We start from the raw sequence: 25,870 nt of genomic DNA, 5'->3' as shown, positions 1-25,870 counted from the left end.
CAGGCTTGTGGTGCACTATTGCCCCCAAGTGCAGGGCTGGCGGGGAGGGATGGCATGTTCAGGGGGATCGAGGAGGTCGACTGGGCCTCGTTGAGTCATGCCTACGGACCGGCGGACGACGTACCCGGGCTGCTGCGCGGGCTCGCGTCGGCCGACCCGGGGGAGCGTGAGGCGGCGCTCGACGCCATGTACGGGGCCGTCCACCACCAGGGCGATGTGTACGACTCCACGCTCGCCTGCATCCCGTTCCTGCTGGAGCTGGTGGCGGACCCGGCGGTACGGGACCGGGGCTGCGTGGTGGAGCTGCTGGCCAGCGTGGGCGGCATCGACCTGGACGGCGACGACGAGATGGCCGCGCTCGACCCGGAGGACGAGGGGTTCGAGGACGCGGCGAACTACGCCATGGCCTCGGCCGCGGTCGCCGCCGGGGCGGAGGTGTTCGTGGGGCTGCTCGGGGACCGGGACCCCGAGGTGCGGCTGGCCGTACCGGGGGCGCTGGCCTCGATGCACGGCGACCCGGCCCGGGTGCTAGGCCTGCTGCGGGAGCGGCTGACCACGGAGCCGGAGACCGAGGTGCGGCTCGCGCTGGTCGAGGCGATCGGGCGGCTGGCGCTGCGGTACGCCTCGCTGCGGGACGAGATCACCGACTGGCTGGGCTGGCTGATGGGCGCCGCCCAGGACCCGGCGGTCCGGCTGGCCGCGCTGACCCGGCTGGCCCGCTGCGCCCCGGCCCGGCTGCCGGGGGATGTGGTTGCCCGGGTCACCGAGCTGCTCGCCGCCCTGCGGGAGGCGCCCGCGACGGGAGCGTCCGCGCAGGGGGCGCCCGCGCCGGGAGCGCTGGGACCGTCCGCGCCGGAGCCGTCCGCCGGCGCACGGTACGGCGGGTACGGGGAGCCTGAGGGGCTGGATTTCGCCATCTGGGCGCGGTCCGCCTGGGGCGTGCCGCCGGAGGGTGCGGGCGGCCCCTTCGACGCCCTGCCCGGGGAGGTCTACGGGCCGGGGGCCGACGGGGCCGCCGAGCCGGCGCCGATCCTGCTGGGGCAGGCGCGGCCGTCGCGGGAGGGGCCCCGGGCCGGTGAGCGGGGCGAACGGGGCACTGCCTGGGCGGACGATCTGCTCCGTACCCTGCACGGCGCCCTGAACGACCGGGTCGCCGACCGCACCGCCCTGGTCACCGTGCAGCTGCGCAGTCCCGACCGGGGCCGGCGCGCCGACGCGGTCTGGGTCTGCGGCGAGTTGCTCCGCGTGTGGCGCGGTTCGTACGACGAGGTGGTGGCCCTGATCGGGGCGCAGCTCGCGGAGGCGGACCCCTGGCTGGCCCGGGCCGCCGCGGTCCGACTGGAGGAGCTGTTCGCGCTGGCCCGTCCGGCGTCCGACGCGCTGGCGGAGGCGGCGGCCCTGGCCACCGCCCCGTGGGCGGCCGAGCAGGACGACGGGCTGGGCACGGGCGGCCACGCCCTGCTGGCGCTCGCCCGGGCCGGGGACGCCCGGGCGGTGCCGGGGCTGGCCCGGGCACTGGGGCATCCGGAGCCGGACGGCCGGCTGCTGCGTGCCATCCCCCGGCTGGGCGGGGCGGCGGCCCCGCTGGTGCCGGCGCTGCGGCGCAGGCTGGCCCGGCTGCCGCTGGACGGCAGGCTCGCGGAGACGGCGGAGCCGCTGCTCGCGGCGCTGGCCCGGGTGGGCGGGGCCGAGGCCCTGCCGGAGGTGCTGCGGATGCTGCACGGCGCCCCGGCGGCGCAGCGGGACCGGATGGTGGAGCGGTCGCTGCTGACGCTGGCCGCGATCGGCGCGGAGGCGCGCGGGGCGGCCGCCGGGGAGTTGCGGACCCTGCTGGCGCACGGCTCCCCGGCGGTGGCGGCCGCGGCGGCCCGGGCGCTGTGGGCGGTGGAGGCGGACGCGGACACCGCGGTGCCGGGGCTGCGCGTGCTGCTGCGGTACCCGGACGCCGGGCACCGGCGGCGGGCGGCGCAGGTGGCGGGCGCGATGGGACCTGCCGCCGGGGCGACCGCCGCCGAGCTGCGGAGCTGCATGATGGCGCCGAACGCGTCGGTGCGGGTGGACGCGGCGGCGGCGCTGTGGGCGGTGACGGGCAGCGCGGAGGAGTCGCTGCCGGTGCTGGTGGCGGCCTGGCAGGAGAACCGTCACGTCAGGCCGGCCGTCGCGCGCTGCCTGGCCGAGCGGGGCCCGGTCCCGGCGGAGGCGGCCGCGCTGCTACGGGCCGAGCTGGCCCGGCCGCGCCGGCACAACGCCGCCGAGCAGGTGGCCGGGCAGCTCGCCGGCCACCAGGACATCCACCGGGACGAGGAACTGCTGGCCCTCTGCCGGCGGGCGCTGGGCCACGGCCGGGAGCACGGCGGGGAACGACTCGCCTGACGGGGACGTTGGGCAGGTCGGGAACGCGAGTGGAGAGGGAGGTGCCGGATGCTCGTCCTCTTCGGTACCAAGGCGTATCTGCGCCAACTGGCCGTGCTGAGCCTGGTGTGCGGCGACTGCGGCGCCCGGGTGGCGCATCCGCTGCGCAAGCGGACCACGAAGTTCACCCTGTTCTTCGTACCGCTGTTCCGGGTCTCCACCTCCTACAGCACCCAGTGCACCGCCTGCGGTGCGGAGCGCAAGCTCGACTTCGGGCAGGCGGAGCGGCTGCTCGCCGGGGCGGTGTGACGGCATCCGTTGACGGCGGCGCTCACCGCGCCCGGACGGGCGGGTGGTCCGCTCCGGGCGAACGGGGTCCGCTGTCGGCGAAGTCCGCTGGGGGCAGGGGCCGGGTGGGTGCTTGGCTGGCGCCATGGATGCCATGGAGATGCTGGTTCTGGGTGGAACGGCCTGGCTGGGGCGGGAGTTGTCCCGGCAGGCGGTGGCGCGCGGCCATCGGGTGACCTGTCTGGCCCGCGGGGAGAGCGGGGAGATCGCCGAGGGCGCGGAGCTGGTGGTCGCGGACCGGCGGGACCCGGCCGCGTACGCGCCGCTGCGGGACCGTGACTGGGACGCGGTGGTGGAGGTGTCCTGGCAGCCCGGGTTCGTCCGGGAGGCGCTGGACGCGCTCGGCGGCCGGGCCCGGCACTGGACGTATGTGTCGTCCGTCAGCGCGTATGCCTCGCACGCGGTGGTGGGCGCCGACGAGTCGGCGGCGCTGCTCGACCCGACGGACCGCGCCGAGGTGGACCGGGAGGCCTACGGCGAGGCCAAGGCCGCCTGTGAGCAGGCGTCCACCGCGGCGGTCGGCGACCGGCTGCTGATCGCCCGGGCGGGGCTGATCGGCGGTCCGGGCGACCACACCGGGCGCACCGGCTACTGGGCCGCCCGGGCCGCGCGTGACCCGCACGGGTCCATGCTGGTCCCGGCCACCCCCGAGCTGCCGACCCAGGCCGTGGACGTACGGGATCTGGCGGCCTGGCTGCTGGACGCCGCGACGGCCGGGACCACCGGCACCTTCGACGCGGTGGGCCCGGTCGTCCCGTTCGGGGAGTGGGTCGAGCTGTCCCGCGCCGCCGGGGGCCACACCGGCTCGGTGGTGGGCGCCGGGCGGGACTGGCTGCTGGAGCAGGGGGTGGGGCAGTTCATGGGCGAGGAGTCGCTGGCGATGTGGGCGGTCATGCCGGGCTGGGAGGGCTTCTCGGCACGCAGCGGCGCCGCGGCCCGCGCCGCCGGGCTGCGCAACCGCCCGGTGGCGGAGGTGCTGGCCGACACCCTGGAGTGGGAGCGCGCCGAGGGCCTGGACCGCCCCCGCCGCGCCGGTCTCAGCGCCGGGCGTGAGCGGGAGCTGCTGGACGCGTACCGGGCCGCCGGCCCGGAGGACCGGGGACGCTGAGCGGGGGCCCGGCGGGGCGGGGGGCCCGGCGGGGCGGGGGGCCCGGCGGGGCGGGCGCGGCGCCAGGAGCCGACCGTGTGCGGCGGCCGGGTGCGCCTGCCCGGGAGGCGGCTGGGTGCGGTGGTCGGGCGCGCCCGACCAGGAGACGGCAGGTGCGGCGCCGGGAGACGGCCGGGCGGGCCGACCGGAAGGCGGCCGGGTGCGGCGCCGGGCGGGCCGACCAGAAAGTGGCCGGGTGCGGCTGGCCGGGAAGCGGCCGGGTGCGCCGACTAGGCGCGCCCGACCAGGAGACGGCAGGTGGGGTGCCGGGAGGCGGCCGGGCGGCCGACCGGAAGGCGGCCGGGTGCGGCGCCGGGAGGCGGCCGGGTGCGGCGCCGGGAGGCGGCCGGGTGCGGCGGTCAGGCGCGCCCGACCGGAAGCCGACCGGAAGCCGACCAGGAGACGGTCGGGTGGCGGCTCCGGTCAGGTGGGGTGAGCGGCTGTGGACAAAAGGCACCTAACGTCCACATCAGGTTCCCGCGCCATAAGGTGGGCGGCGGATCAGATCGTCCGCCCCGCCGTCCCCGCCGGAAGGGGTCGCCAGCACGAGGAGCACCGCGCACGTGAGCCGCCGCCCGCCGCCAACGGCCACTCCGCCCCGCTCCCGCAGGACTCGTACGGCGGTCCGGGCCGCTGTCCTGCTGTCGGCGGCGGTCCTCACCGGGTGCGGTGACGCGGGCGGGCTGGAGAGCGCCGGGCCGACGCCCACGGCCGCCGGACCGGTGCGGCTCTGGCCGGACCTGCCGCCGGTCACCGCTCCCCCGTACGACTACGGCGAGGGCGAGACCGAGCGGGTCCCGGAAATCCGGCTGCCGAGCGGGGACGTGCGCGAGGCGGACCCGGTCGCGGTGGTCCAGGCGGAGCTGAAGGCCGATCCGGACCAGTTCCGGGGCGAGGACGGGGTCTACCGGACGACCGTCCGCCGGATCCGCGAGTGCCGCGAGCACCCGGCGCAGTGCCCGGTGCTGCGGCCGTACTACCGGGACCTGACCGGGGACGGGCGGGACGAGCTGATCGTCGCGGTCCGGATGGAGGAGCAGCAGACCGGGCTGCGGGTCTATATGCCGGAGCGCGGCGGGCTGACCCGCATCCTGTCCGACGAGGACCAGGTGGTGGGCGTGCAGATCGCCGGGCGGAGCCTGGTGGTCCGGGCGGTCTCGGCGGGCATCCCCGGCTACGAGTACCGGACCACTTGGACCTGGGAGGCCCGCCAGCGGGCGATGCTCCCGGCGAGCGACGAGATCGTACGGGTCCGGCCGGCCCCCTCCCGTAGCAGCGCCAGGCCGTCCGGCTCCCCGTCCCCGGCCCCGTCCCGTGGCGATACCCCGTCCGGCTCCCCGTCGGCGGAGGCCTCCCCCTCCGGGGCGCGGTGATGCGGATGCCCCGGCTGCCGGCCTGGACGGCGACGCTCACCTGGAAGGCCGCCGCCTTCATCACCGTGATGTGCTGTGCGCTCGCGGCGATGCTGGGCGCGCTGGTGCACGCCTCGGTGACCCGGCAGACCGTGGACACGGCCCGGGAGAAGGCGCTGGGCCGGCTGGAGGACGTCACCCGGGCCTATGAGGCGGGCGACCCGCTGCCCTCGTACGCGGGGGTGGATCCGGCCGGAATGCCGCCCTCGCTGCGGAGGCTGGCCGCCGCCGGCGAGCGCGGCACGGTGGTGGCCGACCACGCCGGCCACCCGACCATGTGGGCCGCCGGGCCGGCGGACGGCCGGGCACTCGGCGTCCGGCTGGACTACTCGCAGAGCGCGGGCACCATCAGCGGGCTGGACCAGGCGATCGTGGGCTCATCGGTGCTGGCCATCGGGGCGACCCTGGTGCTCGGCGCGTTCGCGGTGACCCGGGTGACCCGGCGGCTGCATCTGACGGCGCAGGTGGCGCGGCGGATCAGCCGGGGCGACCTGGACGCCCGGGTGGGCGATCCGCGCACCGGGGACCCGTCCCGCCGGAAGGACGAGGTGGCGACGGTCTCCGGGGCGCTGGACACCATGGCCTCCAGCCTCCAGGGCAAGCTGCAGAGCGAGCAGCGGTTCACCGCGGATGTGGCGCATGAGCTGCGCACCCCGCTGACCGGGCTGTGGGCCGCCGCGGAGCTGCTGCCCGAGGGGCGGCCCGCGGAGCTGGTACGGGACCGGGTGCGGGCGATGCGGGCGCTGACCGAGGACCTGCTGGAGATCTCCCGGCTGGACACCGGCTCGGAGGAACGGGACGCGGAGGTGTGCGCGCTGGGCCCGCTGGCCGAGCGCGCGGTACGGGCGGTGGGTGACGGGGAGGTCCGGGTGCGGGTGGTGCGGGACGCCCGGGTGGAGACGGACCGGCGGCGGCTGGAGCGGGTGCTCGGCAACCTGGTCGCCAACGCCCGCAAGCACGGCCGGCCGCCGGTGGTGGTCGTGGTGAACGGGCCGGTGGTGACGGTACGGGACCACGGACCGGGCTTTCCGCCGTATCTGCTGGAGCACGGGCCGCAGCGGTTCCGCACCGAGAGCGGCAGCAAGGGGCACGGGCTGGGTCTGACCATCGCGGCGGGCCAGTCGGCGGTCATCGGCGCGGAGCTGTCCTTCGCCAACGCGCCGGGCGGCGGCGCGGTCGCCCGGCTGACCCTCCGCGAGCTGACCGACTGACCCACGGGGAAGCGGTGGTCAGTCGTCGGCCGGGGGGATCAGCTCCAGGGCGTGCAGGGCCGCGCCGATGGCCGCCGGGTCGCCCACGGCCAGCGCGGTGTCGGCGAACTTGATGGCGTGGTCGTCGCCGTGCGCCGCCGCCCGGGCCAGCAGTTCCCCGGCGTCGGCCGGGGTCCGGGAGGCGGCCAGGGCCCGGGGAACGGCCGGGGTGTAGGCGGCGGTCACCGCGGCGGAGGCGCTCCAGGCCGCCGCCAGCGAGGCCGGCCACAGTTCCCGGGGCAGCGCGGGCAGAGTGCGCAGTACGGCGTTGGGCGCGGTGGCGGCGTGGACCAGCATGACCGGATCGCCGTGGCCGTGGGTGCCGTAGCGGTGCGTCGCGGCGGCGACCAGTTCGGTGAGCCGCGCCCGCGCCTGCTCCGGGCCGTCGGCGGCGGGCGCCTGGGGCAGCCCGGTGAGCTGGTCCAGCCGGCCGAGGATGCCGCCTTCCTGGTGCGGGACGGGCGGTACGGCGTCCAGGGCGGCCGTGATCCCGGCGGGGGCCGGCCACTCGGTGAGCGGGGGCAGCGGCTGGTGGCGGGCCGCCCAGTAGCCGAGGGCGTGGGCGAGTTCGCCGGTACGGGGTTCGGTCTCCTCGCCGCCGAGCAGGGCGTGCACGGCGTGGCCGGTGCGGATGACCGGGTGGGTGGCGCCGGCCGCGATGCCGGGCAGCAGCCGCGGCCACCACTCGGTGAGCACCTCCCGCCAGGGCCGCTCGGCGGTCTCGCGGCGGAAGTGGTCGGTCCAGTCGGTGATCCGCGCCGGGTCGCCCAGCGCCTCCCGCCAGTTCTCCGGGGTGACCTCCTCGGTGCGGGCGGGCATCTCGTGCAGCCTGCGCTGGTAGTGGTCCAGCCAGCGGTGCACCCGGCGCGACTGCCCGCCCCGTACCAGCGCCTCCACCACCATCGGCCCGTGGTTGCTCAGCCAGCCCTGGAACTCCGGCCCGGTGCGGTGCAGCCGCTCCAGCGCCTCGTCCAGGGTGCCGCTGGTGTCCTCAGTGGTCGTCATCGTCGCCTCGCGGTCCTGGTCGGTGGGCGTTCCGGACGCCGCCCATCCTGCGCCGGGTGGCGGGTGCCCGCCGTCGGGCAGGGGGACCATCGGAGCCGGGACCTTGGACCGAGGGCCCTGGAGGGAGGCCTCACCACAGGAGGCCGCATACCGGACATATCATCCCTCCCTTGCTAGGTTCCCGGCATGACCGCCATCGCACCGACCGGCCACGGCGACGCCATCGGCCCCGGCGGGACGCGCGGGGTGCGCGGGGGCCGGGGGGTGGAGCTGTGCCTCCTCGTCGGCGCCGTGCTGATCGCCGTCTACGGCTATGTCGCCGTCGGCCTCGCCCGGGACGGGGCGGTGCCGCCGGACGCCGCCCGGTACGGGGCCGGGCTGGGGCTGCTCGCGCTGCTCGCGCATCTCACCGTACGGCTGTGCGCCCGGTACGCCGACCCGCTGCTGCTGCCGATCGCCGTACTGCTCAACGGGCTGGGCCTGGTCCTGATCTACCGCCTGGACCTGGAGACCCCGGCCGACCGGGCGGCGCCCACCCAGCTGGTGTGGTCCACCCTGGGGGTGGCGCTGTTCATCGCCGTGGTGGCGGCGCTGCGCGACCACCGCGCGCTCCAGCGGTACGCGTATGTGTGCGGCGCGGCGGCGCTGCTGCTGCTCGCCGTGCCGATCCTCTTCCCCGAGGTGAACGGGGCCCGGATCTGGATCAGGGTGGGGCCGCTCTCGTTCCAGCCGGGCGAGTTCGCCAAGGTGCTGCTGGCGGTGTTCTTCGCCGCCTATCTCGCCGCCAACCGGGACGCCCTGGCCGCCCGGGGCCATCGCGGCCACCGGGACCTGGACGCGCTGCCGGGGGCCGACGGCGGTCCGCGGGGGCGGATGCGGCTGCCGCCCGGCCGGGTGCTCGGCCCGGTGGTGACGATCTGGCTGGTCAGTGTGGGCGTGCTGGTGCTGGAGCGGGACCTCGGCACCTCGCTGCTGTTCTTCGGGATGTTCGTGATCGTGCTGTACGCGGCGACCGGGCGGGCGAGCTGGGTGGCCGTGGGCCTGCTGCTCGCCTCGGCGGGGGCGTTCGCCGTCGGCAGCGTGGAGCCGCATGTGCACGGCCGGGTGGAGGACTGGCTGCACCCCTTCGCCTCCATCGAGGCGGGGCGGGGGCCGGGCCAACTGGCCCAGTCCCTCTTCGCGTTCGCCGCCGGAGGGATGCTGGGCACCGGTCTGGGCCGGGGCGACTCGGTGCTGATCGGCTTCGCCGCCAAGTCCGACTTCATCCTGGCCACCGCCGGGGAGGAGCTGGGGCTGGTCGGGCTGACCGCGCTGTTCCTGCTCTACGCGCTGTTCGTGGCGCGCGGTTACCGCACCGCACTCGCCCTGCGGGACCCGTTCGGGCGGCTGCTGGCCACGGGGCTCGCCACGGTGCCCGCGCTCCAGGTGTTCGTGATCGCGGGCGGGGTGATGGGGCTGATCCCGTTGACCGGGATGGCGATGCCCTTCCTGGCGCAGGGCGGCTCGTCGGTGGTGACCAACTGGATCATCGTGGCGCTGCTGGTCCGGGTCAGCGACTCGGCCCGCGCCCCGGACCCGCCGCCCACCCTGACCGGCGCCCCCGCCTCCGCCGTCGGCCGTGCGGAGGCCCGCCGGTGATCCCCGTCCCTGTCGCAGGTCATACGGAGGCCCGCCGGTGATCCCCTGTATCCGCCGGGCCGCCGGGCTCTGCCTGCTGCTGCTCGCCGCGCTGCTGGTCAACGCCGTCCGGGTGCAGCTGGTCGAGGCCCCGGTACTGGACAAGAACCCCGCCAACCGGCGGCCCGCGCTGGCCCGTTACGCCGAGCCGCGCGGGAACATCCTGGTCGGCGGGCGGCCGGTGACCGGCTCCCGGGACTCCGGGGGGCGGCTGCGCCATGAGCGGACCTACACCGAGGGACCGCTCTACGCCCCGGTCACCGGCTACTCCTCGCAGACCTACGGCACCACCCTCCTCGAACACACCGAGGACACCGTGCTGGCCGGGACCAGCGCGATGCTGACCGCGCTGCCGCTGTGGCGGGAGTTCAGCCGCACCCGCGCGCCCGGCGGGAACGTCGAGACCACCATCGAGGCACCGCTGCAACGGCTCGCCTTCGAGGGCCTGCGGGGCAAGCGCGGGGCGGTCGCCGCCCTGGAGCCGTCCAGCGGGCGGATCCTCGCCCTGGTCTCCAGCCCCTCCTACGACCCGGCGGCGCTCTCCGGTACGGGGAGAAGGACCACCGGGGCGTGGGCCCGGCTCAACGCCCGTAGCGACCAGCCGATGCTCAACCGGGCGCTGCGGCAGACCTATCCGCCCGGCTCCACCTTCAAGCTGGTGACGGCCGCGGCGGCGCTGGAGTCCGGGGTGGTCGAGGACCCGGACGGCCCGACCGGTGCCCCGGAGCCGTATCTGCTGCCCGGCACCCGCACCCGGCTGCCGAACGAGGCGACCGGCTGCGGCAGGGCCTCACTGGCGTACGCGATCCGCTGGTCCTGCAACACGGTGATGGCCCACCTCGGGGTGACGGTGGGGCTGCCCGGGATGCTGGAGGCGGTGGGGCGGTTCGGCTTCAACGACGGCTCGCTGCGGGTGCCCTCGGCGGTGGCCCGGTCCCACTTCGACCGGGAGCTGACGGTGGACCGGCTGGCGCTGTCCTCCATCGGGCAGTACGACACCCGGGCCACCCCGCTCCAGATGGCGATGGTGGCGGCGGCGGTCGCCAACGAGGGCGAGATCGCCCACCCGTACCTGGTGGAGCGGACCACCACGGCCGGCGGCGACACCGTACGGCGCCAGCTGCGCACCTCCTACCGGCGGGCCATGCGCCCGACGACCGCACGGGTGCTCCAGCGGCTGACGGTGGAGGCGGTGGAGCGCGGCTCCGGCCGCCGGGCGGCCATCCCCGGGGCGATCGTCGGCGGCAAGACCGGCACGGCCCAGCACGGCATGGACAACATCGGCACCCCGTACGCCTGGTTCATCGGCTGGGCGAAGGACCCGGACGAGGTGCGGCCGGCGGTGGCCGTCGCGGTGGTGGTGGAGGACGCGGCGGCCAAGCGCCAGGACATCAGCGGCGGCGGCAGCGCGGCGCCGATCGCCCGCGCGGTGATGGCGGCGGCGCTACGGGGACGGTGACGCGGTGGCGGCTCGCTCCGCGTCGGCCGGGGTGCCTCAGCTGATCGGGGTGCGGGTCTCGGTGCGGATCTTCAGGGTGTCCTTGGCGGCCTGGGCCAGGTCGAAGTCGCCCGCCTTGCCGTCCAGCCGGGCGGTGTCCATGAAGGCCACGCCCGCCACGGTGTTCTCGTCCCCCCAGGCGCACATGGGGAACAGCACACGCTGGCCGGCCCCGGCCCCGGCGGCGGAGAGCACCGCGCACTCGACGGTGGTGTCCGCACCGGCCGGGGTGACGTCCTGGGCGGGCTGCTCCACGCGGGCGTTCTCCGCGGTGGCCGCGCCCCGCAGCACCGAGCCGCGCTCCTGGTCCGGCCGCTTGACCTGCCCGTAGAAGCCGGAGAGGACCACCACCTTGCCGCCGCTCGCGCCCTGCGCCGTGTACTGCCCGATGGCCGCGCCGTCGGCCCGGGTGGTCGACGTGGACTCCTGGGTCAGCTTGGAGCCCTCGCTCTCGCTCATGTCCTGGAGCAGGGTGTACTCGCCGTCCAGCAGGGTCTTGGGCACGGTCAGCTTGTACTCGGCGGCCGGAAAGGCGTTCGAGGAGCCGCCGCCGGACGAGCCACCGCGGGAGGAGTCACGGCTGGAGCTGCCGCCGTCGGAGGAACCGCGCTTGGCCGAGTCGCCGCCGCCCACCCCGCTCGCGATCATCTTCACGCCGTAGCCGAGGCAGCCGAGCAGCACCAGCCCGCCGATGACCAGCAGGGCCACCATCCCGCCCCGCTTCCGCCGCGGCGGCGGCCCCATCGGCCCACCCGGCCCGCCGTACGGCCCGCCTCCCGGATACTGCTGCGGCACCCCGCCGTACGGCCCCTGCGCCGGCGGCTGCCCATACGGCCCCGGAGCCGGCTGCTGCCCATAGGGCCCCGGCTGCCCGTACGGCCCGGGCTGGGGCTGCCCACCGGAGTACGGGCCATAGGGGCCGCTCGGCTGATGGGGCGGCTGGTTCGGGGGCTGGTGGGGCGGAGGCGGCGGCATGCTCATGCCGGTCAGACTATGTGACCGCACTGACGGCGATGACGGTGCTGGGCGGCGACGGGCGGCCGGGGCCCGCCCCCCACCGCCCTCCATCGGCCGAGGAAGTCCCGTACGAGGCATTGACGGGCTTGCTGACAAGCAGTCTCATAAGAGGTGACCATCGGTAACCCCACCGATCCCCACCCGACCCGCCGCGAGGTGCACACGACATGACCGCCGTGACCGAACGGGACATCCGCCTGCTCAGCGACGCGCTCGGGCCGCTCCGGGACCGGGAGCAGGTGGCGGCCCGGCTGCTGGAGGCGTCGGCCAAGCACTCCTTCGACCCGGACAAGGAGCTCGACTGGGACTCGCCGCCCGAGCCGGGCAAGTGGTTCTGGCCGCCGGAGCTGCTCTCCCTCTACGACACCCCGCTGTGGCGGCGGATGTCCGAGGAGCAGCGGATGGACCTGGCCCGGCACGAGGCCGCCTCGCTCGCCTCGCTGGGCATCTGGTTCGAGATCATCCTGATGCAGCTGCTGGTCCGTCATATCTACGACAAGTCGGTCACCAGCAATCATGTGCGCTACGCGCTCACCGAGATCGCCGACGAGTGCCGGCACTCGATGATGTTCGCCCGCATGATCGAGAAGGGCGGGGCCCCGGCGTACCAGGTGCCCCGGGTCTACCACAATCTCGCCCGCGTCCTGAAGTCCGTCTCCACCACCCCGGGCTCGTTCGCCGCGACCCTGCTGGGCGAGGAGATCCTGGACTGGATGCAGCGGCTCACCTTCCCCGACGAGCGGGTCCAGCAGATCGTGCGCGGGGTGACCCGCATCCATGTCGTGGAGGAGGCCCGGCACGTGCGCTACGCCCGCGAGGAGCTGCGCCGCCAGATGGTCACCGCCCCGCGCTGGGAGCAGGAGCTGACCCGGCTGAGCTGCGGGAACGCCGCCAAGGTGTTCTCGGTCTGCTTCGTCAACCCGCAGGTGTACGAGAACGTGGGCCTGGACCGCCGCGAGGCCGTCGCCCAGGTGCGGGCCAGCGGCCACCGGCGGGAGGTCATGCAGTCCGGCGCCAAGCGGCTGACCGACTTCTTCGACGACATCGGGGTGCTGCGCGGCCCGGGACGCGCGATGTGGCGCCGTTCCGGGCTGCTGGCCTGAAGCAGGGGGCGGACCGGGTGCGTACGGCCTTCGCCCGCCGGTCCGGGGCGGGCCGGGGTTACGCTGCGGACATGACCAGTGCCGCCACCCCCGCGTACCGACGGCTCAGTGTCGAGGAGCGCCGCCGGCAGCTGCTCGGGGTGGCGCTGTCCCTCTTCGCGCACCAGGCGCCCGAGGAGGTCTCGCTGGACGTGGTCGCCGAGGCGGCCGGGGTGTCCCGGCCGCTGGTGTACCGCTACTTCCCCGGCGGCAAGCAGGAGTTGTACGAGGCGGCGCTCCGCTCGGCCGCCGACGAGCTGGAGCTGTGCTTCGCCGAACCGCCCGCCGGGCCGCCCACCGAGCGGCTGACCCGGGTGCTGGACCGTTATCTGGCCTTCGTGGACCAGCATGACGCCGGGTTCAGCGCGCTGTTGCGGGGCGGCAGCGTGGCCGAGACCTCCCGGACCACCGCGATCGTGGACGAGGTGCGCCGGGCCGCCGCCGACCAGATCCTGCTCCACCTGGGCATGCCCTCCCCCGGGCCCCGGCTGCGGATGATGGTGCGCACCTGGATAGCGGCGGTGGAGGCGGCCTCGCTGATCTGGCTGGACGAGGGCAAGCGCCCGGACGCCGGGGAGCTGCGCGGCTGGCTGGTGGACCATCTGGTGGCGCTGCTCACCGCGACGGCCGCCACCGACCCGGAGACGGCGACGGCGGTCGCCGCGCTGCTCGCCCAGGAGTCGGCGGACGGCCCGGTCGGCACCCTGGCCCGCCGGGTGCTCCCGGTCGTGGCCGACGGGGCCCATCTGCTCTGACGGCGGCCGGGCGGTGAGGCCGCGGTGGGAGCGGGGGCCGGACCTGCGGTGACACCGGGCGGGGCGGCTGTGACACTGGACGGGTGCGTAGCGAGAACACCCCCTTCACCGGCGGCCCGCTGGACGGCGAGGTGCTGCCGGTGCTGACCGGCCCCACCGGCCACCCGCCGGCCTGGTACCAGGTCCCCGTCCCGGCCGAGGACGGCGGCCCGCCCACCGTGTACGCCTACCGCCGGGTCGCCGCCGGCCACACCAGGCGGCTCGGTCTGCGGCGCGGCTGGAAGTACGCGTACGCCCCCGAGGGCCGCCCGCCGCGCGAGATCCGCTGGCCCTGGTCGAAGCCGAGGCGGCAGGCGTGACCGCACCGCTCGACCCGCTCGACCACGCGCTCGTCCGGGCCGCCGCGGAGGTGGCGCGCACCCGCTGCGGCCGGTGCCGTCAGGTGCTGCTGGACTACTTCCCGGGGCTGAGGGTGATCGTCGGCGCGGGCGACCGGGTCCGGGCCGTGCCGGTGGCGGAGCTGCTGCCGGAGAGCTATGTCTGGGCGGACCACCGGCTCGACGCCGGGTGAGCCGGGCCGCCGTCCCGGCGGTGAACGTGGGCCCCGGACGGGTGGCCGTGGTGGGCCGGGTGGCGCAGTCCGTCGCTAGTCATATGATCTGCCGCCGCCTGGTCACGCACCATCCACGCGGAGGTGACGTGATGTCAGGAAGGCTTCTGCGGACGGTCTGCGCCCTCGCGCTGGCGGCCACCCTGCCGACCGCCCCATCGGCGGTGGCGACTCCGGCGCCCGACCCCGTCCCCGAACCCGTTCCCTCGTGGACGGTGGAGGGGCCCGGGCCGGCCGCCGAGGAGGCGCCCGGGTCGGTGGCCGAGGAGGCGCCCGGGTCGGCCGCTGGGATGGCGCCCGAGGCGGCCACCCAGGCGGCGCCGGGGTCGGTGGCGGGGATGCTGGGGCGGCTGCGGACGCTGTACCAGCAGGCCGAGGAGGCCACCGAGGCGTACAACGCCGCCGAGGAGGAGCTGAAGGCCCTCGGCACCCGTACCGACGAGCTGACCGGCGATCTGACCCGGACCCGGGAGGCGTTGGCGCGCGGCCGGGCGGAGGCGGGGCGGCTGGCCCGGGCGCAGTACCAGGGGCGTACCGCCCTGCCGGCCGCGCTGCGGCTGCTCTTCGCCCGCGACCCCGACCGCGCGCTGACCGAGAACCATGTGGTGCGGCGCGCCGCGCGGGAGCGGGCCGCGCTGGTGGCACGGCTGGCCGAGGGCGAGAAGCGGGCCGGGGTGCTGGCCACCGCCTCCCGTACCGCACTGGACCGGGAGCGGACCCTCGCCGCCCGGCACAAGCAGGCCAGGGACGGGGTCACCGCCCGGCTGCGGGAGGTCGAGCGGATGCTGGCCGGGCTGTCGGCCGAGCAGGTGGACGGGCTGGCCGCGCTGGAGGCGGCGCAGACGGCGGGCGCCCAGCGGGCCCTGGTCGACGCCGGTGAGCTGGACCCGGACAGCGGGGCCGCGCCCTCCGCGCTCGGCTCCCGGGCAGTGGCGTACGCGGCGGGCCAGATCGGCAAGCCGTACCTCTGGGGCGCCGAGGGCCCCGGCTCCTTCGACTGCTCGGGGCTGACCTCCCAGGCCTGGGCGTCGGCCGGGCGGGCCATCCCGCGCACCAGCCAGGAGCAGTGGCGCACCCTGCCCCGGGTGCCGCTGCGCTCGCTGCGCCCCGGTGACCTGGTCGTCTACTTCCCCAAGGCCACCCATGTGGCGCTCTACCTGGGCGACGGAAAGGTCATCCAGGCGCCGAGGCCCGGCGGCCGGGTCAAGGTCTCGCCGCTGGCCGCGAACCCGCTGCTCGGCGCCGTACGCCCGGATCCGGCCGACCGCCCGCTGGCCGGCTACACCCCGCCGGAGCTCCCCGCCGGGGCGGCGGCGGGCTCCGACGAGGGGTACGACGCGGAAGGGGGGCGCGCCTAGACCGGCGGGCCGCCGTCAGCCGGCCGCCGCGACCGAGCCGAGGTAGGCCTCGGCCTTCGCCGGCTCGTAGAAGAACTCCTCGAAGTCGGCCGGGTCGTTGAAGCCGTTGGCGAACCGGTCGGCCACGGGCGGGAGTTGGCCGGCGGCGCCGATCAGGTTCAGTACGTGCTCGGGCGGGGCGGCCAGCATGGCGTTGGTCCACTTGGTGACGTGCCGCGCGGTGTCCCAGTACCGGTCGAAGGCGGCCCGCATCCAGGCCTCGTCGAAGGGCGCGCCACCGTGCTCGACGATGGACTCCAGGTAGGAGGCGGCGCACTTGGCGGCCGAGTTGGAGCCCTGGCCGGTGATCGGGTCGTTGGCGACCACCACGTCGGCGACGCCCAGCACCAGCCCGCCGCCGGGCAGGTGCCCCACCGGCTTGCGCACGGTCGGCGCGTAGCGACCCGCCAGGGTGGCGCCGGCGTCGGTCAGTTCGACCTTGGTGGCGCGGGCGTACTCCCAGGGCGTGTACCGCTCCATCAGCTCCAGGGTGAGCGCCAGATGCTCGGAGGGGTCGCGGACGCCCTGGAAGACGTCCAGCGGGCCGCCCGGCAGCCCCTCCCAGAACAGGATGTCGGCGCGGCCGCTGATGGTGAACGTCGGCATCACGAACAGCTCGCCCACACCCGGCACCAGGTTGCAGCGGACCGCGTCGAACTCCGGGTGCTCGGGGCGCGGGCCCAGCCCGTGCACATAGGCCACCGCGAGGGCGCGCTGCGGTTCGGCGTACGGGGAGCGGTCGGCGTCCCGCTCGAACAGCGAGACCAGCTCGCCCTTGCCGGCCGAGACCAGCACCAGGTCGTAGGTGCGGGCGAAGTAGTCCAGGTCGGAGACGGCGGCGCCGTGCACGACGAGCTGCCCGCCGCGCTGGGCGAACACCTCCATCCAGCCGGCCATCTTCACCCGCTGGTCGACGGACTGCGCGTAGCCGTCGAGCCGGCCGACCCAGTCCACCGCCCTGCTCGCGTCCGGGGCGGCGACGGAGACGCCGAGGCCCTCGATCCGGGGCGCCTCGGACTCCCAGAAGTTCAGTCCGAGGTCGCGCTCGTGCTGGAGGGCGGTGTGGAACATGCACTGCGTGGACATGACCCGGCCGGACCGGATCTCGTCGGCGGTGCGGTTGGACATGAGGGTGACCTCGTACCCCCGCGACTGGAGGCCGAGGGCGAGTTGGAGCCCGGACTGCCCGGCTCCGACGACGAGTATCTTCCGCATCGCGGTCTGTTCTCTTTCTCTACGAGGAGGTCTGCGGGGGCGAGTGCTACTCGGGGGTGGTCTCCAGCGCCCGGGCGACCAGCGCGAGCAGCGCCTCGACCACGGTGACCTTCCGCCGGGCGTCCATGACGACCACCGGCACCTCGGGCGGCACGGTCAGCGCCTCGCGGACGTCCTCGGCCTCGAACAGCTCGCTGCCCTCGAAGTGGTTGACGGCCACCACGTACGGCAGCCCGCAGCTCTCGAAGTAGTCGAGGGCGGGGAAGGAGTCGCCGAGCCGGCGGGTGTCCGCCAGCACCACCGCGCCGATCGCGCCGCGCACCAGGTCGTCCCACATGAACCAGAACCGCTGCTGCCCCGGCGTACCGAACAGGTAGAGCACCAGGTCGTCGTCGAGGGTGATCCGGCCGAAGTCCATCGCCACCGTGGTGGTGGTCTTGCCGGGCACCCCGGTGAGGTCGTCGGTCTCCTCGCTCGCCCGGGTCATCAGCGCCTCGGTCTGCAGCGGGGTGATCTCGGAGACGGAGCCCACGAAGGTGGTCTTGCCGACGCCGAAGCCGCCCGCGACCACGACCTTGGTGGCCACCGGGGCGCGGGTGTGGTCGAGCTGCCACGGCTGCACCCCGTCGTCGGGGGCGGAGTCGGAAGCGGGGCCGGGGTCGGCACCGGGGTCGGCGCCGGAGGGCGTTCCCGGCCCTGGGCGGTCCAGCGGCTGTATCTCAGAGACGGCGGAGGCCACTCAGCACCCTTTCCAGCAGCGCGCGATCCGGTCGGCCGGCCCCGTGGCCGGTGCCGTACACGCGGATCCTTCCCTGGTCGGCGAGGTCGCTGAGGAGGACCCGGACCACGCCCAGGGGCATCCTCAGCCGCGCCGAGATCTCGGCCACCGTGCGCATCCGGCGGCACAGCTCCACGATGGCCCGGGTCTCCGGCATCCCCCGGGCGGGGGTGGTGCGGCCGTCGGCCGGCCGGCCGGTGTTCGCCGGCTCCAGCGCGGCGACCAGGGTCTCCACCAGCAGGACGTGGCCGAAGCGGGTGCGGCCGCCGGTGAGCGAGTACGGGCGCACCCGCGCGGGCCGCCGGTCCCCGCCGCGTACCGGCAGCCGGCCGGTGCCCGCGAAGGGCGCGCCGATCGCGCCGACGGCGGTCACCGGGCCTCCCCCAGCGGGGCCGACACCGGCACCGATCCGGGTGACCCGGGCGACTCCGGTGCCTCCGGCGACTCCAGCGACTTGCGCAGCTCGCCCCGGACTTCGGGGGTCAGCACGTGTCCGGCCCGGCCGACGAAGAGGGCCATGTGGTACGCGACCACGCTCATGTCGCAGTCGGGGGTGGCGTGCACCCCGAGCAGGGAGCCGTCGCTGATCGACATGACGAAGACGCTGCCCTCCTCCATGGCGACCATGGTCTGCTTGACCGCCCCGCCGTCCATCAGCTTCGCGGCGCCGATGGTGAGGCTGGCGATCCCGGAGACGATGGTGGCCAGGTCCGCGGTGGAGCCGCGCGGCCCGACGGGGTTGCGGGAGGGCAGCGGGCCGTCCGGCTCCTGCCCGCGCCCGGGTCCGGCGGGCGTCTGGGCGCCTCCGGTGGGGGGCCCGTCATCGCCGGGGTCCGGCACCGGGTCGGAGGAGAGCAGCAGCAGGCCGTCGGAGGAGACCACGGCGACCGAGCGGACCCCCGGCACCTCCTCGACCAGGTTGCCGAGCAGCCACTGGAGGTTTCTCGCCTCGCGGCTCAGCCCGAACACGGCCGTTCCTGTCCCTGTGCTGGTGCCGGTCGTCGCAGTCAACCGCGTGCCTCCTCGACTGTGTCCCCCGTCTCCTCGGTGTGTACGGTCCGCTCGCGCGCCGCCGGGGCGGCCTGGCCGGCCACCGCTTCGGTGATGCGCTCCCCCGCGATCTCGGCCTCGGCGTCCCGCCGCCCGTCCCGTGCGCCCTGCTGGAACCCGCCCAGCCGGCGCCGCAGCGCCTCGGCGTCCACCCCGCCGGTCCGCCCGGCGGGCGGCGCGGACTGCGGTACGGCGCGGGGCGTCCGCTTGGGCAGCCCCTTGTCGGTGACCCGCTCCCACTTCGGCTCATGCGGCCGGTGGTGCTCGTCCTCGTCCACCGGATCGACGGCAAGCGCGTCCTCGGGGGCGGCGGCGGCCCCCGGGGCCTCGTCCGCCCGGGCGTGCGCCTCGTCCGGCGCCCCGGTGGCGGGCCGGGGCAGCCGGACCTGGAGGGTCGTCTCGGCCCGGCCGGCGTCGTCGGGTGCGGCGGCGGACTGCGGGGCATCGGCGGTCTCGACCGGCTCGGCCGGCTCGTCGGCCTGGTCGGGTGCGGTGGCCTCGGCGGCCTCGCCCGTCTCGTCGACCTCGTTGGCCTCGTCGGTCTCGTTGGACCCGTTGGACTCCGGAGGCTCGGCCGTCACGGGCGTCACGGCCGGCTGGTGGTCGGCGGCCGGCTCCTCCGTGACGCCCCGCGCGCCCCGCGCCTCGTGACCGCCGTCGACTCCCGGTGTACCGGCCTCCGGGCGGGGCCGGGCGCCGGGCAGGGTGTGGGAGTTGGCCTCGGCGACCGAGCCGGGCTGGGCCAGCGCGGGGGCGGACGGGTCCGCGGTGACGGACGGGGGCAGTTCGGCGGGCGGGGCCTCGGCGAGCAGGGTGGGCGGCAGCACGGTGACCGCGGTGAGCCCGCCCTGCTGCTGGGCGCGCAGCTCCACCCGTACGCCGTGCCGGGCCGCGAGCAGCGCGGTGACCCGCATCCCCAGCCCCGTACCGGAGTCGCCGTCCGCGTCCGCGGCGATCTCGGTGGGCGTGGCCGGGTCGGCGAGGCAGGCGTTCAGCTCGGCGAGCCGCTCCGGGGGGACCCCTATCCCGGTGTCCTCCACGGAGAGCATGACCTCGCCGCTCTCCAGCAGCCAGCCGGAGAGCTGGACCTTGGCGTCCGGCGGCGAGAACGAGGTGGCGTTCTCCAGCAGTTCCGCGAGCAGGTGGCTGAGGTCGTCGGCGGCGAAGCCGGCCACATGGGCATGCGGCGGCAGGGACTGGAGGACCACCCGCTCGTACCGCTCGATCTCGCTGACCGCGGCCCGGGCCACGTCGACCAGCGGCACCGGGCCCTGGTGGGCGTGGTGGTGCTCATGGCCGGCCAGGACCAGCAGGTTCTCGCTGTGCCGGCGCATGACGGTGGCGAGGTGGTCGAGCCGGAAGAGGGTGGCGAGCCGGTCCGGGTCCTGCTCGCGCTCCTCCAGCTTCTCGATGACCCCGAGCTGGCGCTCGACCAGGCCGAGGGTGCGCAGGGAGAGGTTGACGAAGGTGTGCTCGGCGGTGTCCCGCAGCCGGGTCAGCTCGGCGGTGAGCGAGGCGAGTTCGGCGGTGTGCCCGGCGGCCTCGGCGCGGTGCGCGGCCAGTTCGGCGGCGAGCGCGTCCCGCTCGCGCTCGGCGGCCTCGGCCCGCTTGCGGGCGGCCCGCGCGGCCCCGTCCCGTACCTCCGAAGCCGGAGCCGGAGCCGGGGCGGAAGGGGACGCGGGGGCGGGGGCGGCCGAGGCCCGGTCGGCGAGGACGGCGAGCTTGCCGTGCAGGGTGTTCAGCGACCGTACGACCTGGGCGAACTCGTCGTTGCGGCCGGTGAAGCGGACCGGCTCCTCGGTCTGCGGGGCGGGCGCCTCGGCGAGCCGGGCGGCGCCCCGGCGGAGCACGGAGAGCGGCCGGGTGAGGCTGCGGGCGACGGCGGTGGAGATGGCGATGGCGAGCAGCAGCAGCGCGCCGAGGACGCCGATCCGGAGCTCCAGGCCGGTGACGTCCTCGTCCCGCAGCCGCTCCATCCGGGCGATCTCGTCGGTGGCGAGCGCGGACTCCGCACCGCGCATCTGCTCGATCCGCGCGGTGAGGGAGGCGGCCAGGCCCTCGGGGTCGGTCCCCTGCTCGGAGTCGCTCAGCTCGGGCCGGTCGGTGAGCCGGGCCAGGGCGTCCTCGGCGGCCTTGACCTCGGGGCCGGTGACGGTGGCGGAGAGCGAGTCGCGGGCGGCGGCGGGGGCGGTCTGCCCGAAGTCGCCGAGCGCGGCCTGTTCGCGGACCCGGGACTGCTGGGCGGCGGCGGTGAGTTCGTTCCTGGTGCGCTCGGCGGTCTCGTCGGCCGGGTCGGGCGCGGGGACGAAGGTGCCGGTGGCGGGGTCGTAGACGGTGCGCCCACCGTCCGAGCCGCCCGCGCCGGGGACGGCGAGCGCGGCGAGCAGCAGGCCGCGGGTGGCGGAGGCCTGGTCGGTGGCCTGGCCGAGTTCGGTGAGCGCGCGGGCGCCGGAGCCGGCGTCGGCGGCACGGGCCGGGACGCGGTCGGCCAGTTCGGTGGAGAGCGTCAGCAGCCGGCCGACGACCTTGGTGTACGCGCGGTGGGCGGCCATGGCGGTGTCGGTACCGGTGCGGGCGGTGCGCCGGATGTCCGGCACCTGGCTGAGTTCGCGGCGCAGGTCGGCCGGGGCGGCCTCGCGGATCTCGGCGATCTGGCGGTCCACCCGGGCGCTGAGGGCGGAGTCCACGGCGGGGGCCGCGCCCGTCTCCCCCTCGGGGGCCTTCTCGCGCCCCGCGGCGACATACGCGGTCATGTCGTCGCGCTCGTCGGCGAGGGAGTGGGCGAGGGTGACCGCCTGCCGGTTCAGCTCGGCGCGGGTGACCAGGCTCTGGGAGTCGTTGAGGTCCTGGGAGGCGGTGAGGAGCATGGGGGCGCCGGCGGCGAGGACGGTGAGGCCGGTGAGGGCGACGCCGATGACGAGCCGGCTCCGTACGCGCTTGCGGCGGCCGCCCGGTGCGTGGGGGTCGCCGGGGGTCTCACTGCGCTTCTGCACCGATGCTCGCATTCCTGGAATTCGTCCGCACAACTCGTCCGCAACAACTCGTCCGCACAGCTCATCCGCCCATGAGATGGCCTGCCCGTATGGTCGTCCGGCCATGGGCAGAAGGTGACGGCCGGTCATTCCCGGGCGTCCCACCTCTGGTACGGCTTCAGACCTTGGCAGCGCGGGCGCGGGGGGAGGCACGCGTCAGCCACTTGGCCACCTGAACGAGTGAACAACACTCCGGAGTTGGCGAACAACTCGGGGCGGTGCCCGGCGCGCGGGCGGCCGCGCACGCGGGTTGAAGGTCCGCGCGGCCTTTGGCAGGATGCCCGCCCGCATCCCGGCCGGTGACCGGCCGGTAGCTCCCCCCCACCCCCGCTGACCAGCCGATACCCCGACCCGGCGGGCGCCGGCGGCGATCACCGCCCGCTGCGGCAGACTGCCCGTATGCATGCTGAACTCTCGTCGGCTCCGGCCGCCCCGGAACGCCCCAACGAGGACTGGGTGTCGGTGGCGGCGCCCGCGTCCGGCCACGGGGGCGCGCTGGTGCTGCTGGACGGGGTGACACCGCCGCTGGACGACGACGGCTGCACCCACTCGGTCCCCTGGTTCACCGCCCGGCTGGGCGGCTCGCTGACCGAACTGTGCGCCGCGCGCGAGGATCTGACCCTCCCCGAGATCCTGGCCGAGGCCATCCGCCGGACCGCCGACGCCCACCGCGCCACCTGTGACCTTTCTCACGTTCGTACGCCGCAGGCAACCGTGGTCGTCGCCCGCTGGGACGCGCTGGAGGTGGAGTACCTGGTGCTGGCCGACTCGGTGCTGCTGCTCCGCTCACCCGAGGGCGCGGTGCGGGCGGTGCTGGACGACCGGCTGGCCCGGCTGCCGGCCTCGGCGCTGGTCTCGCACGCGGTGGTCGACTCGACGGTACGCAACCGGGAGGGCGGCTTCTTCACCGCCGCCGCTGACCCCTCGGTGGCGGCCCGCGCGGTCACCGGGACCGTGCCGCGCGCTCAGGTCGCGGCCCTGGGCGCGCTGTCCGACGGGGCCTCCCGCTGGACGGAGGTCTTCGGCGCGGGCGACTGGGCCGACTGCCTGGAGGTGCTGCGCACCGAGGGCACCCGGGCCCTGATCGCCCGGGTCCGCGCCCTGGAGGAGTCCCCGGACGCCCCGGTCCTCGGCAAGCGGCACGACGACGCCACGGCGGCGTACGTGGAGTGGTGAGCGGTGCCCCTCCCCTGACCTCAGTCCTCCGCGCCCGCGTTCAGCTGGTGCAGCAGCCGGGCGAGTTCGGCGACCTCGGTGCGGTCCCAGCCGGCGAGCTTGCGCACATAGCGGGCGCGGCGGGCCTCGCGGACGCGGTGGAAGCGGGTGCGGCCCTCATCGGTGAGCCGGACCAGGGAGGCGCGCCCGTCGGCCGGGTCCGGGTCGCGGGCGACCAGCCCCAGGTCCTCCAGGGCCCTCAACTGGCGGCTCATGGTGGCCTTGCCGACGCCGAAGTACGCGGCGAGGGCGGTGGCGCGCTGGGTGCCGGCGTCGGCGAGCCGGACCAGCAGCCCGTAGGCGGCCGGCTCCAGGTCGGGGTGGACCTCGCGGGCCATCTCGCCGGACGAGGCCCGGGCCCGCCGCAGGAAGACCGCGAGCTCCCGCTCCAGCGCCAGAAACTCCTGGTCCCTCGCCGGGACCGGCGGCTCCCCGCCCGACGCCGTACCCCGCCCCGTACCGCTCTGCTGCACCTCAGCACCCTTCGCGCGCTCCCGGCCCGCCGGACGTCCCCGCCACGGGCGGCCGTCCCCGTGGCGCGCCCAGTATTTCGCAGGCGCGGGCCGCTCGCGTCCGCCCTCCCGGAAGGCGCCGGGATCCGGTCAGCCGGGCAGCGCGACGGTGAGGTCCACCTCGACCAGCTGCCCCTCGAAACCGAGCTGGGCCACCCCGAGCAGCGTGCTCGCGGTGGTGAAGGCGCCGCCGATCACCGACCCGGTGAACCGCTCCCAGGTCTGCCCGAGGACCTCCTGCCGCGGGCTGCGCACATAGATCACCGACCGCACCACGTCCTCCGGCCGCGCCCCGACCGCCTCCAGCGCCTTGAGCGCGTTCGCCGCCACCTGGTCGATCTGCGCCTCGATGCCGCCCGGCACGACCCCGTCCTCGGCGATCGGGCACTGCCCGGCCAGATAGGCGGTCCGCCCCGCCTCCACGACGGTGACATGGTGGTAGCCGGGTGTCCCGTGCAGGGCCTCGGGGTTGAGCCGGGTGATCCGTTCGCCGGGTGTCGTCATGCCCCGAGTCTGCCGCCCGGGCCGGTCCGGGCGCACCGGCTTTGTCCGAGGATGCCTTCAGCCGGAGGAGCTGGCGCCGTCGAGGCGGATGGTCGGCAGCTTGAACTCGGCCCACACGGTCTTGCCCACCACATGATCGATCACCCCGAAGTCGTCCGCGATCTCTCGGACGACCCACAGACCGCGCCCGGTGCACTCGTCGGCGGTGAGGCGCCTGACCTCCGGTTCACCATCGCCGCTGTCGCGGACCTCCACCCGCAGAAGGCCATTGTCCAGAGCCAGCACCACGCTCATTTCACGGCCGGGCGGCACGCCGTGGAGGAGGGCGTTGGTGGTGAGTTCGGAGACGCACAGCCGCACCTCGTACTCCTGGTCTGGGTACCCCCACTCGCCGAGGACCGTCGCCGCGAAGACGCGAGCCTCTCCGACGGACCTCCGCGACCTTGCGAAACGGCGTTGCCGAGACAAAGACATGCGGTGCCACCACCCCTGCACTACTGCCATCAGGACAGCCGAACCGTAGCACCTTTCGCGAATAGCGATAAGGTGAAGACATGTTCGAGGCAGCCTCCGGGTGGCATACCGTTCGGGTGTTGCGACGCAACGTCTGAACCGGGAGGGAAGCGATGGACAGCACCCGCTGGGTGAGCAGGTCGATGCCGTACCTCACGCCCCGGACGGCGGGCCAGGGGGACGCCTGGGGCGCGGAGGCGGCGGCCCGGGGCGGCAGGGGCGGGCAGCGGATCGTGTTCGCGGGCGAGGTCCCGACTCCGCCGGAGGTCGCGGAGCTGCTCGGTACGGCAGAGGGCGCGCCCGTGGTCGTACGGCGCCGGGTGATCCTGCTGGACGAGGTGCCATGCGAGCTGACGGACACGTACTACCCCGTGGACATCGCGCGGGGCACCGCGCTGGCCGGCACCGCGAAGATCAGGGGCGGTGCGGTGACGCTGCTGGCGAGCCTCGGCCACCGCGGGGTGCGGGTCGTGGAGGACGTGACGGCGCGGTTGGCGGACGAGGAGGAGCGGAGGGTGCTGGAGCTTCCGCCGGACCGGCCCGTACTCCGGCTGAGCCGGCAGACGCTCGACGCGGAGGACCGGCCCGTGCAGGCGGATCTGATGACCATGCCCGCCCACCTTCAGCGGCTGCGCTACGAGATCAGGATCGGATGACTGTGCCGACCACCGACACCGAGGGCTTCGACCGCCGTCCGTTGCACGAGCGGATCGCGGCCGATCTGAGGGACGAGATCCTGGGCGGGGATCTGGCCCCGGGAGCCAGTCTGCCGTCGACCGCACGGCTGAAGGAGCGGTTCGACGCGTCCAGCGCGACCGTGCAGAAGGCGCTCCATCTGTTGAAGGGCGAGGGTCTGGTGGTGGGACGCGCGGGAGCGTCCGTCACCGTGCGGGAGCACCGCCAGCGGACGGTGCGGCCCGCCGACTTCATGGCACCGGCCGAGGAGGGCCAGCCGTACCGATGGCTGAGTGTGATGGGGCGCGAGGGTGCTCGGGCGGCCAGCACACTGCTGGACGTACGGGAGGCCGTCCCGCCCGCCGATGTGGCCGAGGCGCTGGGGCTGGAGGCGGAGGGCGTGGCGCTGCTCCGCTCGCAGCTGCTGACCTTGGACGACGAGCCGGCGGAGCTGGTCTTCTCGTACTACCCGGCGGAGATCGCCCGGGGCACCGCGCTCGCCGAGCGCCGAAAGGTCCGGGGCGGTACGCCGACGTTCCTGGCGGGGCTGGGCTTCGCTCCGAGGTTGAGCGTGGACCGGGTCTCGGCCCGGGTGCCCACCCAGGAGCAGTACACGGCACTGCGGCTGCCGGGTGATCTGCCGGTGCTGCGGACGCTGAGGGTGGTGTACGCGGACGGAGGCCGGCCCATCGAGGCGACAGTGATGGTGAAGGCGGGCCATCTGTACGAGCTGCGGTACGAGTTCACCGGCGAGGCCTAGCTTTCG

The 25,870-nt window shown here is 75.6% G+C and carries 24 protein-coding genes and 1 pseudogene; 15 read left to right on the top strand and 10 right to left on the bottom strand.

Annotated elements, in window-relative coordinates:
- Positions 1-54 precede the first annotated feature (54 nt).
- From M1O15_RS08510 to M1O15_RS08490, 5 genes are all read left to right on the top strand, one after another.
- Positions 55-2,373, top strand: a complete 2,319-nt coding sequence (locus M1O15_RS08510) for a HEAT repeat domain-containing protein (RefSeq protein ID WP_248632654.1) — start codon at positions 55-57, stop codon at positions 2,371-2,373.
- A gap of 48 nt (positions 2,374-2,421) precedes the next feature.
- Complete coding sequence (locus tag M1O15_RS08505; RefSeq protein ID WP_248632653.1) at positions 2,422-2,661, top strand: zinc-ribbon domain-containing protein; 240 nt, start codon at positions 2,422-2,424, stop codon at positions 2,659-2,661.
- A gap of 133 nt (positions 2,662-2,794) precedes the next feature.
- Positions 2,795-3,808, top strand: a complete 1,014-nt coding sequence (locus M1O15_RS08500) for an NAD-dependent epimerase/dehydratase family protein (protein ID WP_248632652.1) — start codon at positions 2,795-2,797, stop codon at positions 3,806-3,808.
- Between the two features lie 602 nt (positions 3,809-4,410).
- Positions 4,411-5,220: a hypothetical protein gene (locus M1O15_RS08495; protein WP_248632651.1), complete on the top strand. Its 810-nt coding sequence runs from the start codon at positions 4,411-4,413 to the stop codon at positions 5,218-5,220.
- Positions 5,220-6,470, top strand: coding sequence for an ATP-binding protein (locus M1O15_RS08490; RefSeq protein WP_248632650.1), 1,251 nt, complete (start codon positions 5,220-5,222; stop codon positions 6,468-6,470). Before M1O15_RS08495 ends, M1O15_RS08490 begins: the two co-directional genes overlap by 1 nt.
- Positions 6,471-6,488: 18 nt before the next feature.
- Here M1O15_RS08490 and M1O15_RS08485 read toward each other — a convergent pair whose 3' ends face one another.
- Positions 6,489-7,514, bottom strand: a complete 1,026-nt coding sequence (locus tag M1O15_RS08485) for a questin oxidase family protein (protein WP_248632649.1) — start codon at positions 7,512-7,514, stop codon at positions 6,489-6,491.
- 186 nt (positions 7,515-7,700) lie between these two features.
- On the opposite strand from M1O15_RS08485, the gene M1O15_RS08480 reads away from it, so the two are divergent.
- Both M1O15_RS08480 and M1O15_RS08475 read left to right on the top strand, forming a co-directional pair.
- Complete coding sequence (locus M1O15_RS08480) at positions 7,701-9,152, top strand: FtsW/RodA/SpoVE family cell cycle protein (RefSeq protein WP_248632648.1); 1,452 nt, start codon at positions 7,701-7,703, stop codon at positions 9,150-9,152.
- Between the two features lie 37 nt (positions 9,153-9,189).
- Complete coding sequence (locus M1O15_RS08475; protein ID WP_248632647.1) at positions 9,190-10,650, top strand: penicillin-binding transpeptidase domain-containing protein; 1,461 nt, start codon at positions 9,190-9,192, stop codon at positions 10,648-10,650.
- A gap of 36 nt (positions 10,651-10,686) precedes the next feature.
- Here M1O15_RS08475 and M1O15_RS08470 read toward each other — a convergent pair whose 3' ends face one another.
- A complete protein-coding gene (locus tag M1O15_RS08470) occupies positions 10,687-11,433 on the bottom strand; it encodes a hypothetical protein (RefSeq protein ID WP_248632646.1) in 747 nt (248 codons plus the stop codon).
- A gap of 440 nt (positions 11,434-11,873) precedes the next feature.
- Between M1O15_RS08470 and M1O15_RS08465 the strand changes: the two genes are divergently transcribed.
- The 5 genes and pseudogenes from M1O15_RS08465 to M1O15_RS08445 all read left to right on the top strand — a co-directional run bounded on the left by M1O15_RS08465 (position 11,874) and on the right by M1O15_RS08445 (position 15,571).
- Positions 11,874-12,809 (top strand): AurF N-oxygenase family protein, encoded by a 936-nt coding sequence (locus M1O15_RS08465; protein WP_248632645.1) that lies wholly within the window; start codon positions 11,874-11,876, stop codon positions 12,807-12,809.
- A 71-nt stretch (positions 12,810-12,880) separates the two neighbouring features.
- Positions 12,881-13,603, top strand: coding sequence for a TetR/AcrR family transcriptional regulator (locus tag M1O15_RS08460; RefSeq protein ID WP_248632644.1), 723 nt, complete (start codon positions 12,881-12,883; stop codon positions 13,601-13,603).
- Between the two features lie 83 nt (positions 13,604-13,686).
- Entirely contained in the window at positions 13,687-13,962 is a 276-nt protein-coding gene (locus M1O15_RS08455) for a DUF8847 domain-containing protein (RefSeq protein ID WP_248632643.1), read from the top strand.
- A 65-nt stretch (positions 13,963-14,027) separates the two neighbouring features.
- A pseudogene (locus M1O15_RS08450) lies at positions 14,028-14,174 on the top strand (cytidine deaminase); the annotation flags it as partial.
- A gap of 131 nt (positions 14,175-14,305) precedes the next feature.
- Positions 14,306-15,571, top strand: a complete 1,266-nt coding sequence (locus M1O15_RS08445) for a C40 family peptidase (RefSeq protein WP_248632642.1) — start codon at positions 14,306-14,308, stop codon at positions 15,569-15,571.
- Positions 15,572-15,586: 15 nt separating this feature from the next.
- Here M1O15_RS08445 and M1O15_RS08440 read toward each other — a convergent pair whose 3' ends face one another.
- From M1O15_RS08440 to M1O15_RS08420, 5 genes are read right to left on the bottom strand one after another with little or no spacing between them, the layout of a single operon-like run.
- Positions 15,587-16,825 carry a styrene monooxygenase/indole monooxygenase family protein gene (locus M1O15_RS08440; RefSeq protein WP_248632641.1) on the bottom strand — a complete coding sequence of 413 codons (1,239 nt, stop codon included), beginning with the start codon at positions 16,823-16,825 and terminating at the stop codon, positions 15,587-15,589.
- 46 nt (positions 16,826-16,871) lie between these two features.
- Positions 16,872-17,564 (bottom strand): GTP-binding protein, encoded by a 693-nt coding sequence (locus M1O15_RS08435; RefSeq protein WP_372499400.1) that lies wholly within the window; start codon positions 17,562-17,564, stop codon positions 16,872-16,874.
- The gene (locus M1O15_RS08430; RefSeq protein WP_248632640.1) at positions 17,545-17,976 is read right to left on the bottom strand and encodes a DUF742 domain-containing protein; all 432 of its coding nucleotides are present in this window, start codon (positions 17,974-17,976) and stop codon (positions 17,545-17,547) included. Before M1O15_RS08430 ends, M1O15_RS08435 begins: the two co-directional genes overlap by 20 nt.
- On the bottom strand, positions 17,973-18,614 hold the full coding sequence (locus M1O15_RS08425; RefSeq protein ID WP_248632639.1) for a roadblock/LC7 domain-containing protein: 642 nt from the start codon (positions 18,612-18,614) through the stop codon (positions 17,973-17,975). The genes M1O15_RS08430 and M1O15_RS08425 overlap by 4 nt, the downstream gene beginning before the upstream one ends.
- Complete coding sequence (locus M1O15_RS08420; protein WP_248632638.1) at positions 18,611-21,658, bottom strand: sensor histidine kinase; 3,048 nt, start codon at positions 21,656-21,658, stop codon at positions 18,611-18,613. Before M1O15_RS08420 ends, M1O15_RS08425 begins: the two co-directional genes overlap by 4 nt.
- A gap of 426 nt (positions 21,659-22,084) precedes the next feature.
- On the opposite strand from M1O15_RS08420, the gene M1O15_RS08415 reads away from it, so the two are divergent.
- On the top strand, positions 22,085-22,861 hold the full coding sequence (locus tag M1O15_RS08415) for a hypothetical protein (protein WP_248632637.1): 777 nt from the start codon (positions 22,085-22,087) through the stop codon (positions 22,859-22,861).
- Positions 22,862-22,881: 20 nt separating this feature from the next.
- Here the strand turns inward: M1O15_RS08415 and M1O15_RS08410 are convergent, their stop codons facing one another.
- The 3 genes from M1O15_RS08410 to M1O15_RS08400 all read right to left on the bottom strand — a co-directional run bounded on the left by M1O15_RS08410 (position 22,882) and on the right by M1O15_RS08400 (position 24,390).
- Complete coding sequence (locus tag M1O15_RS08410; RefSeq protein WP_248632780.1) at positions 22,882-23,298, bottom strand: MarR family winged helix-turn-helix transcriptional regulator; 417 nt, start codon at positions 23,296-23,298, stop codon at positions 22,882-22,884.
- A 204-nt stretch (positions 23,299-23,502) separates the two neighbouring features.
- Complete coding sequence (locus M1O15_RS08405; RefSeq protein WP_248632636.1) at positions 23,503-23,916, bottom strand: RidA family protein; 414 nt, start codon at positions 23,914-23,916, stop codon at positions 23,503-23,505.
- Between the two features lie 57 nt (positions 23,917-23,973).
- Entirely contained in the window at positions 23,974-24,390 is a 417-nt protein-coding gene (locus M1O15_RS08400; RefSeq protein ID WP_248632779.1) for an ATP-binding protein, read from the bottom strand.
- 152 nt (positions 24,391-24,542) lie between these two features.
- Here M1O15_RS08400 and M1O15_RS08395 point away from each other — a divergent pair, with 152 nt between their 5' ends.
- Both M1O15_RS08395 and M1O15_RS08390 read left to right on the top strand, forming a co-directional pair.
- Entirely contained in the window at positions 24,543-25,085 is a 543-nt protein-coding gene (locus M1O15_RS08395) for a GntR family transcriptional regulator (protein WP_248632635.1), read from the top strand.
- Positions 25,082-25,864: a GntR family transcriptional regulator gene (locus M1O15_RS08390; RefSeq protein WP_248632634.1), complete on the top strand. Its 783-nt coding sequence runs from the start codon at positions 25,082-25,084 to the stop codon at positions 25,862-25,864. The genes M1O15_RS08395 and M1O15_RS08390 overlap by 4 nt, the downstream gene beginning before the upstream one ends.
- Positions 25,865-25,870 lie beyond the last annotated feature (6 nt).

The sequence above is a fragment of the Streptomyces lichenis genome (genome assembly GCF_023218175.1).
Classification (GTDB): Bacteria; Actinomycetota; Actinomycetes; order Streptomycetales; family Streptomycetaceae; genus Streptomyces; species Streptomyces lichenis.
Note: the sequence above shows the minus strand (reverse complement) of the source record. Positions and strands in the feature narration are given on the sequence as shown.

Coding starts and splice junctions, on each gene's coding strand:
- M1O15_RS08465 (WP_248632645.1), top strand. CDS start 11,874: ATGACCGCCGTGACCGAACGGGACATCCGCCTGCTCAGCGACGCGCTC.
- M1O15_RS08470 (WP_248632646.1), bottom strand. CDS start 11,433: ATGGGGCCGCCGCCGCGGCGGAAGCGGGGCGGGATGGTGGCCCTGCTG.
- M1O15_RS08480 (WP_248632648.1), top strand. CDS start 7,701: ATGACCGCCATCGCACCGACCGGCCACGGCGACGCCATCGGCCCCGGC.
- M1O15_RS08395 (WP_248632635.1), top strand. CDS start 24,543: ATGGACAGCACCCGCTGGGTGAGCAGGTCGATGCCGTACCTCACGCCC.
- M1O15_RS08400 (WP_248632779.1), bottom strand. CDS start 24,390: ATGTCTTTGTCTCGGCAACGCCGTTTCGCAAGGTCGCGGAGGTCCGTC.
- M1O15_RS08485 (WP_248632649.1), bottom strand. CDS start 7,514: ATGACGACCACTGAGGACACCAGCGGCACCCTGGACGAGGCGCTGGAG.
- M1O15_RS08500 (WP_248632652.1), top strand. CDS start 2,795: ATGGAGATGCTGGTTCTGGGTGGAACGGCCTGGCTGGGGCGGGAGTTG.
- M1O15_RS08490 (WP_248632650.1), top strand. CDS start 5,220: ATGCGGATGCCCCGGCTGCCGGCCTGGACGGCGACGCTCACCTGGAAG.
- M1O15_RS08505 (WP_248632653.1), top strand. CDS start 2,422: ATGCTCGTCCTCTTCGGTACCAAGGCGTATCTGCGCCAACTGGCCGTG.
- M1O15_RS08415 (WP_248632637.1), top strand. CDS start 22,085: ATGCATGCTGAACTCTCGTCGGCTCCGGCCGCCCCGGAACGCCCCAAC.
- M1O15_RS08390 (WP_248632634.1), top strand. CDS start 25,082: ATGACTGTGCCGACCACCGACACCGAGGGCTTCGACCGCCGTCCGTTG.
- M1O15_RS08420 (WP_248632638.1), bottom strand. CDS start 21,658: ATGCGAGCATCGGTGCAGAAGCGCAGTGAGACCCCCGGCGACCCCCAC.
- M1O15_RS08510 (WP_248632654.1), top strand. CDS start 55: ATGTTCAGGGGGATCGAGGAGGTCGACTGGGCCTCGTTGAGTCATGCC.
- M1O15_RS08445 (WP_248632642.1), top strand. CDS start 14,306: ATGTCAGGAAGGCTTCTGCGGACGGTCTGCGCCCTCGCGCTGGCGGCC.
- M1O15_RS08405 (WP_248632636.1), bottom strand. CDS start 23,916: ATGACGACACCCGGCGAACGGATCACCCGGCTCAACCCCGAGGCCCTG.
- M1O15_RS08460 (WP_248632644.1), top strand. CDS start 12,881: ATGACCAGTGCCGCCACCCCCGCGTACCGACGGCTCAGTGTCGAGGAG.
- M1O15_RS08440 (WP_248632641.1), bottom strand. CDS start 16,825: ATGCGGAAGATACTCGTCGTCGGAGCCGGGCAGTCCGGGCTCCAACTC.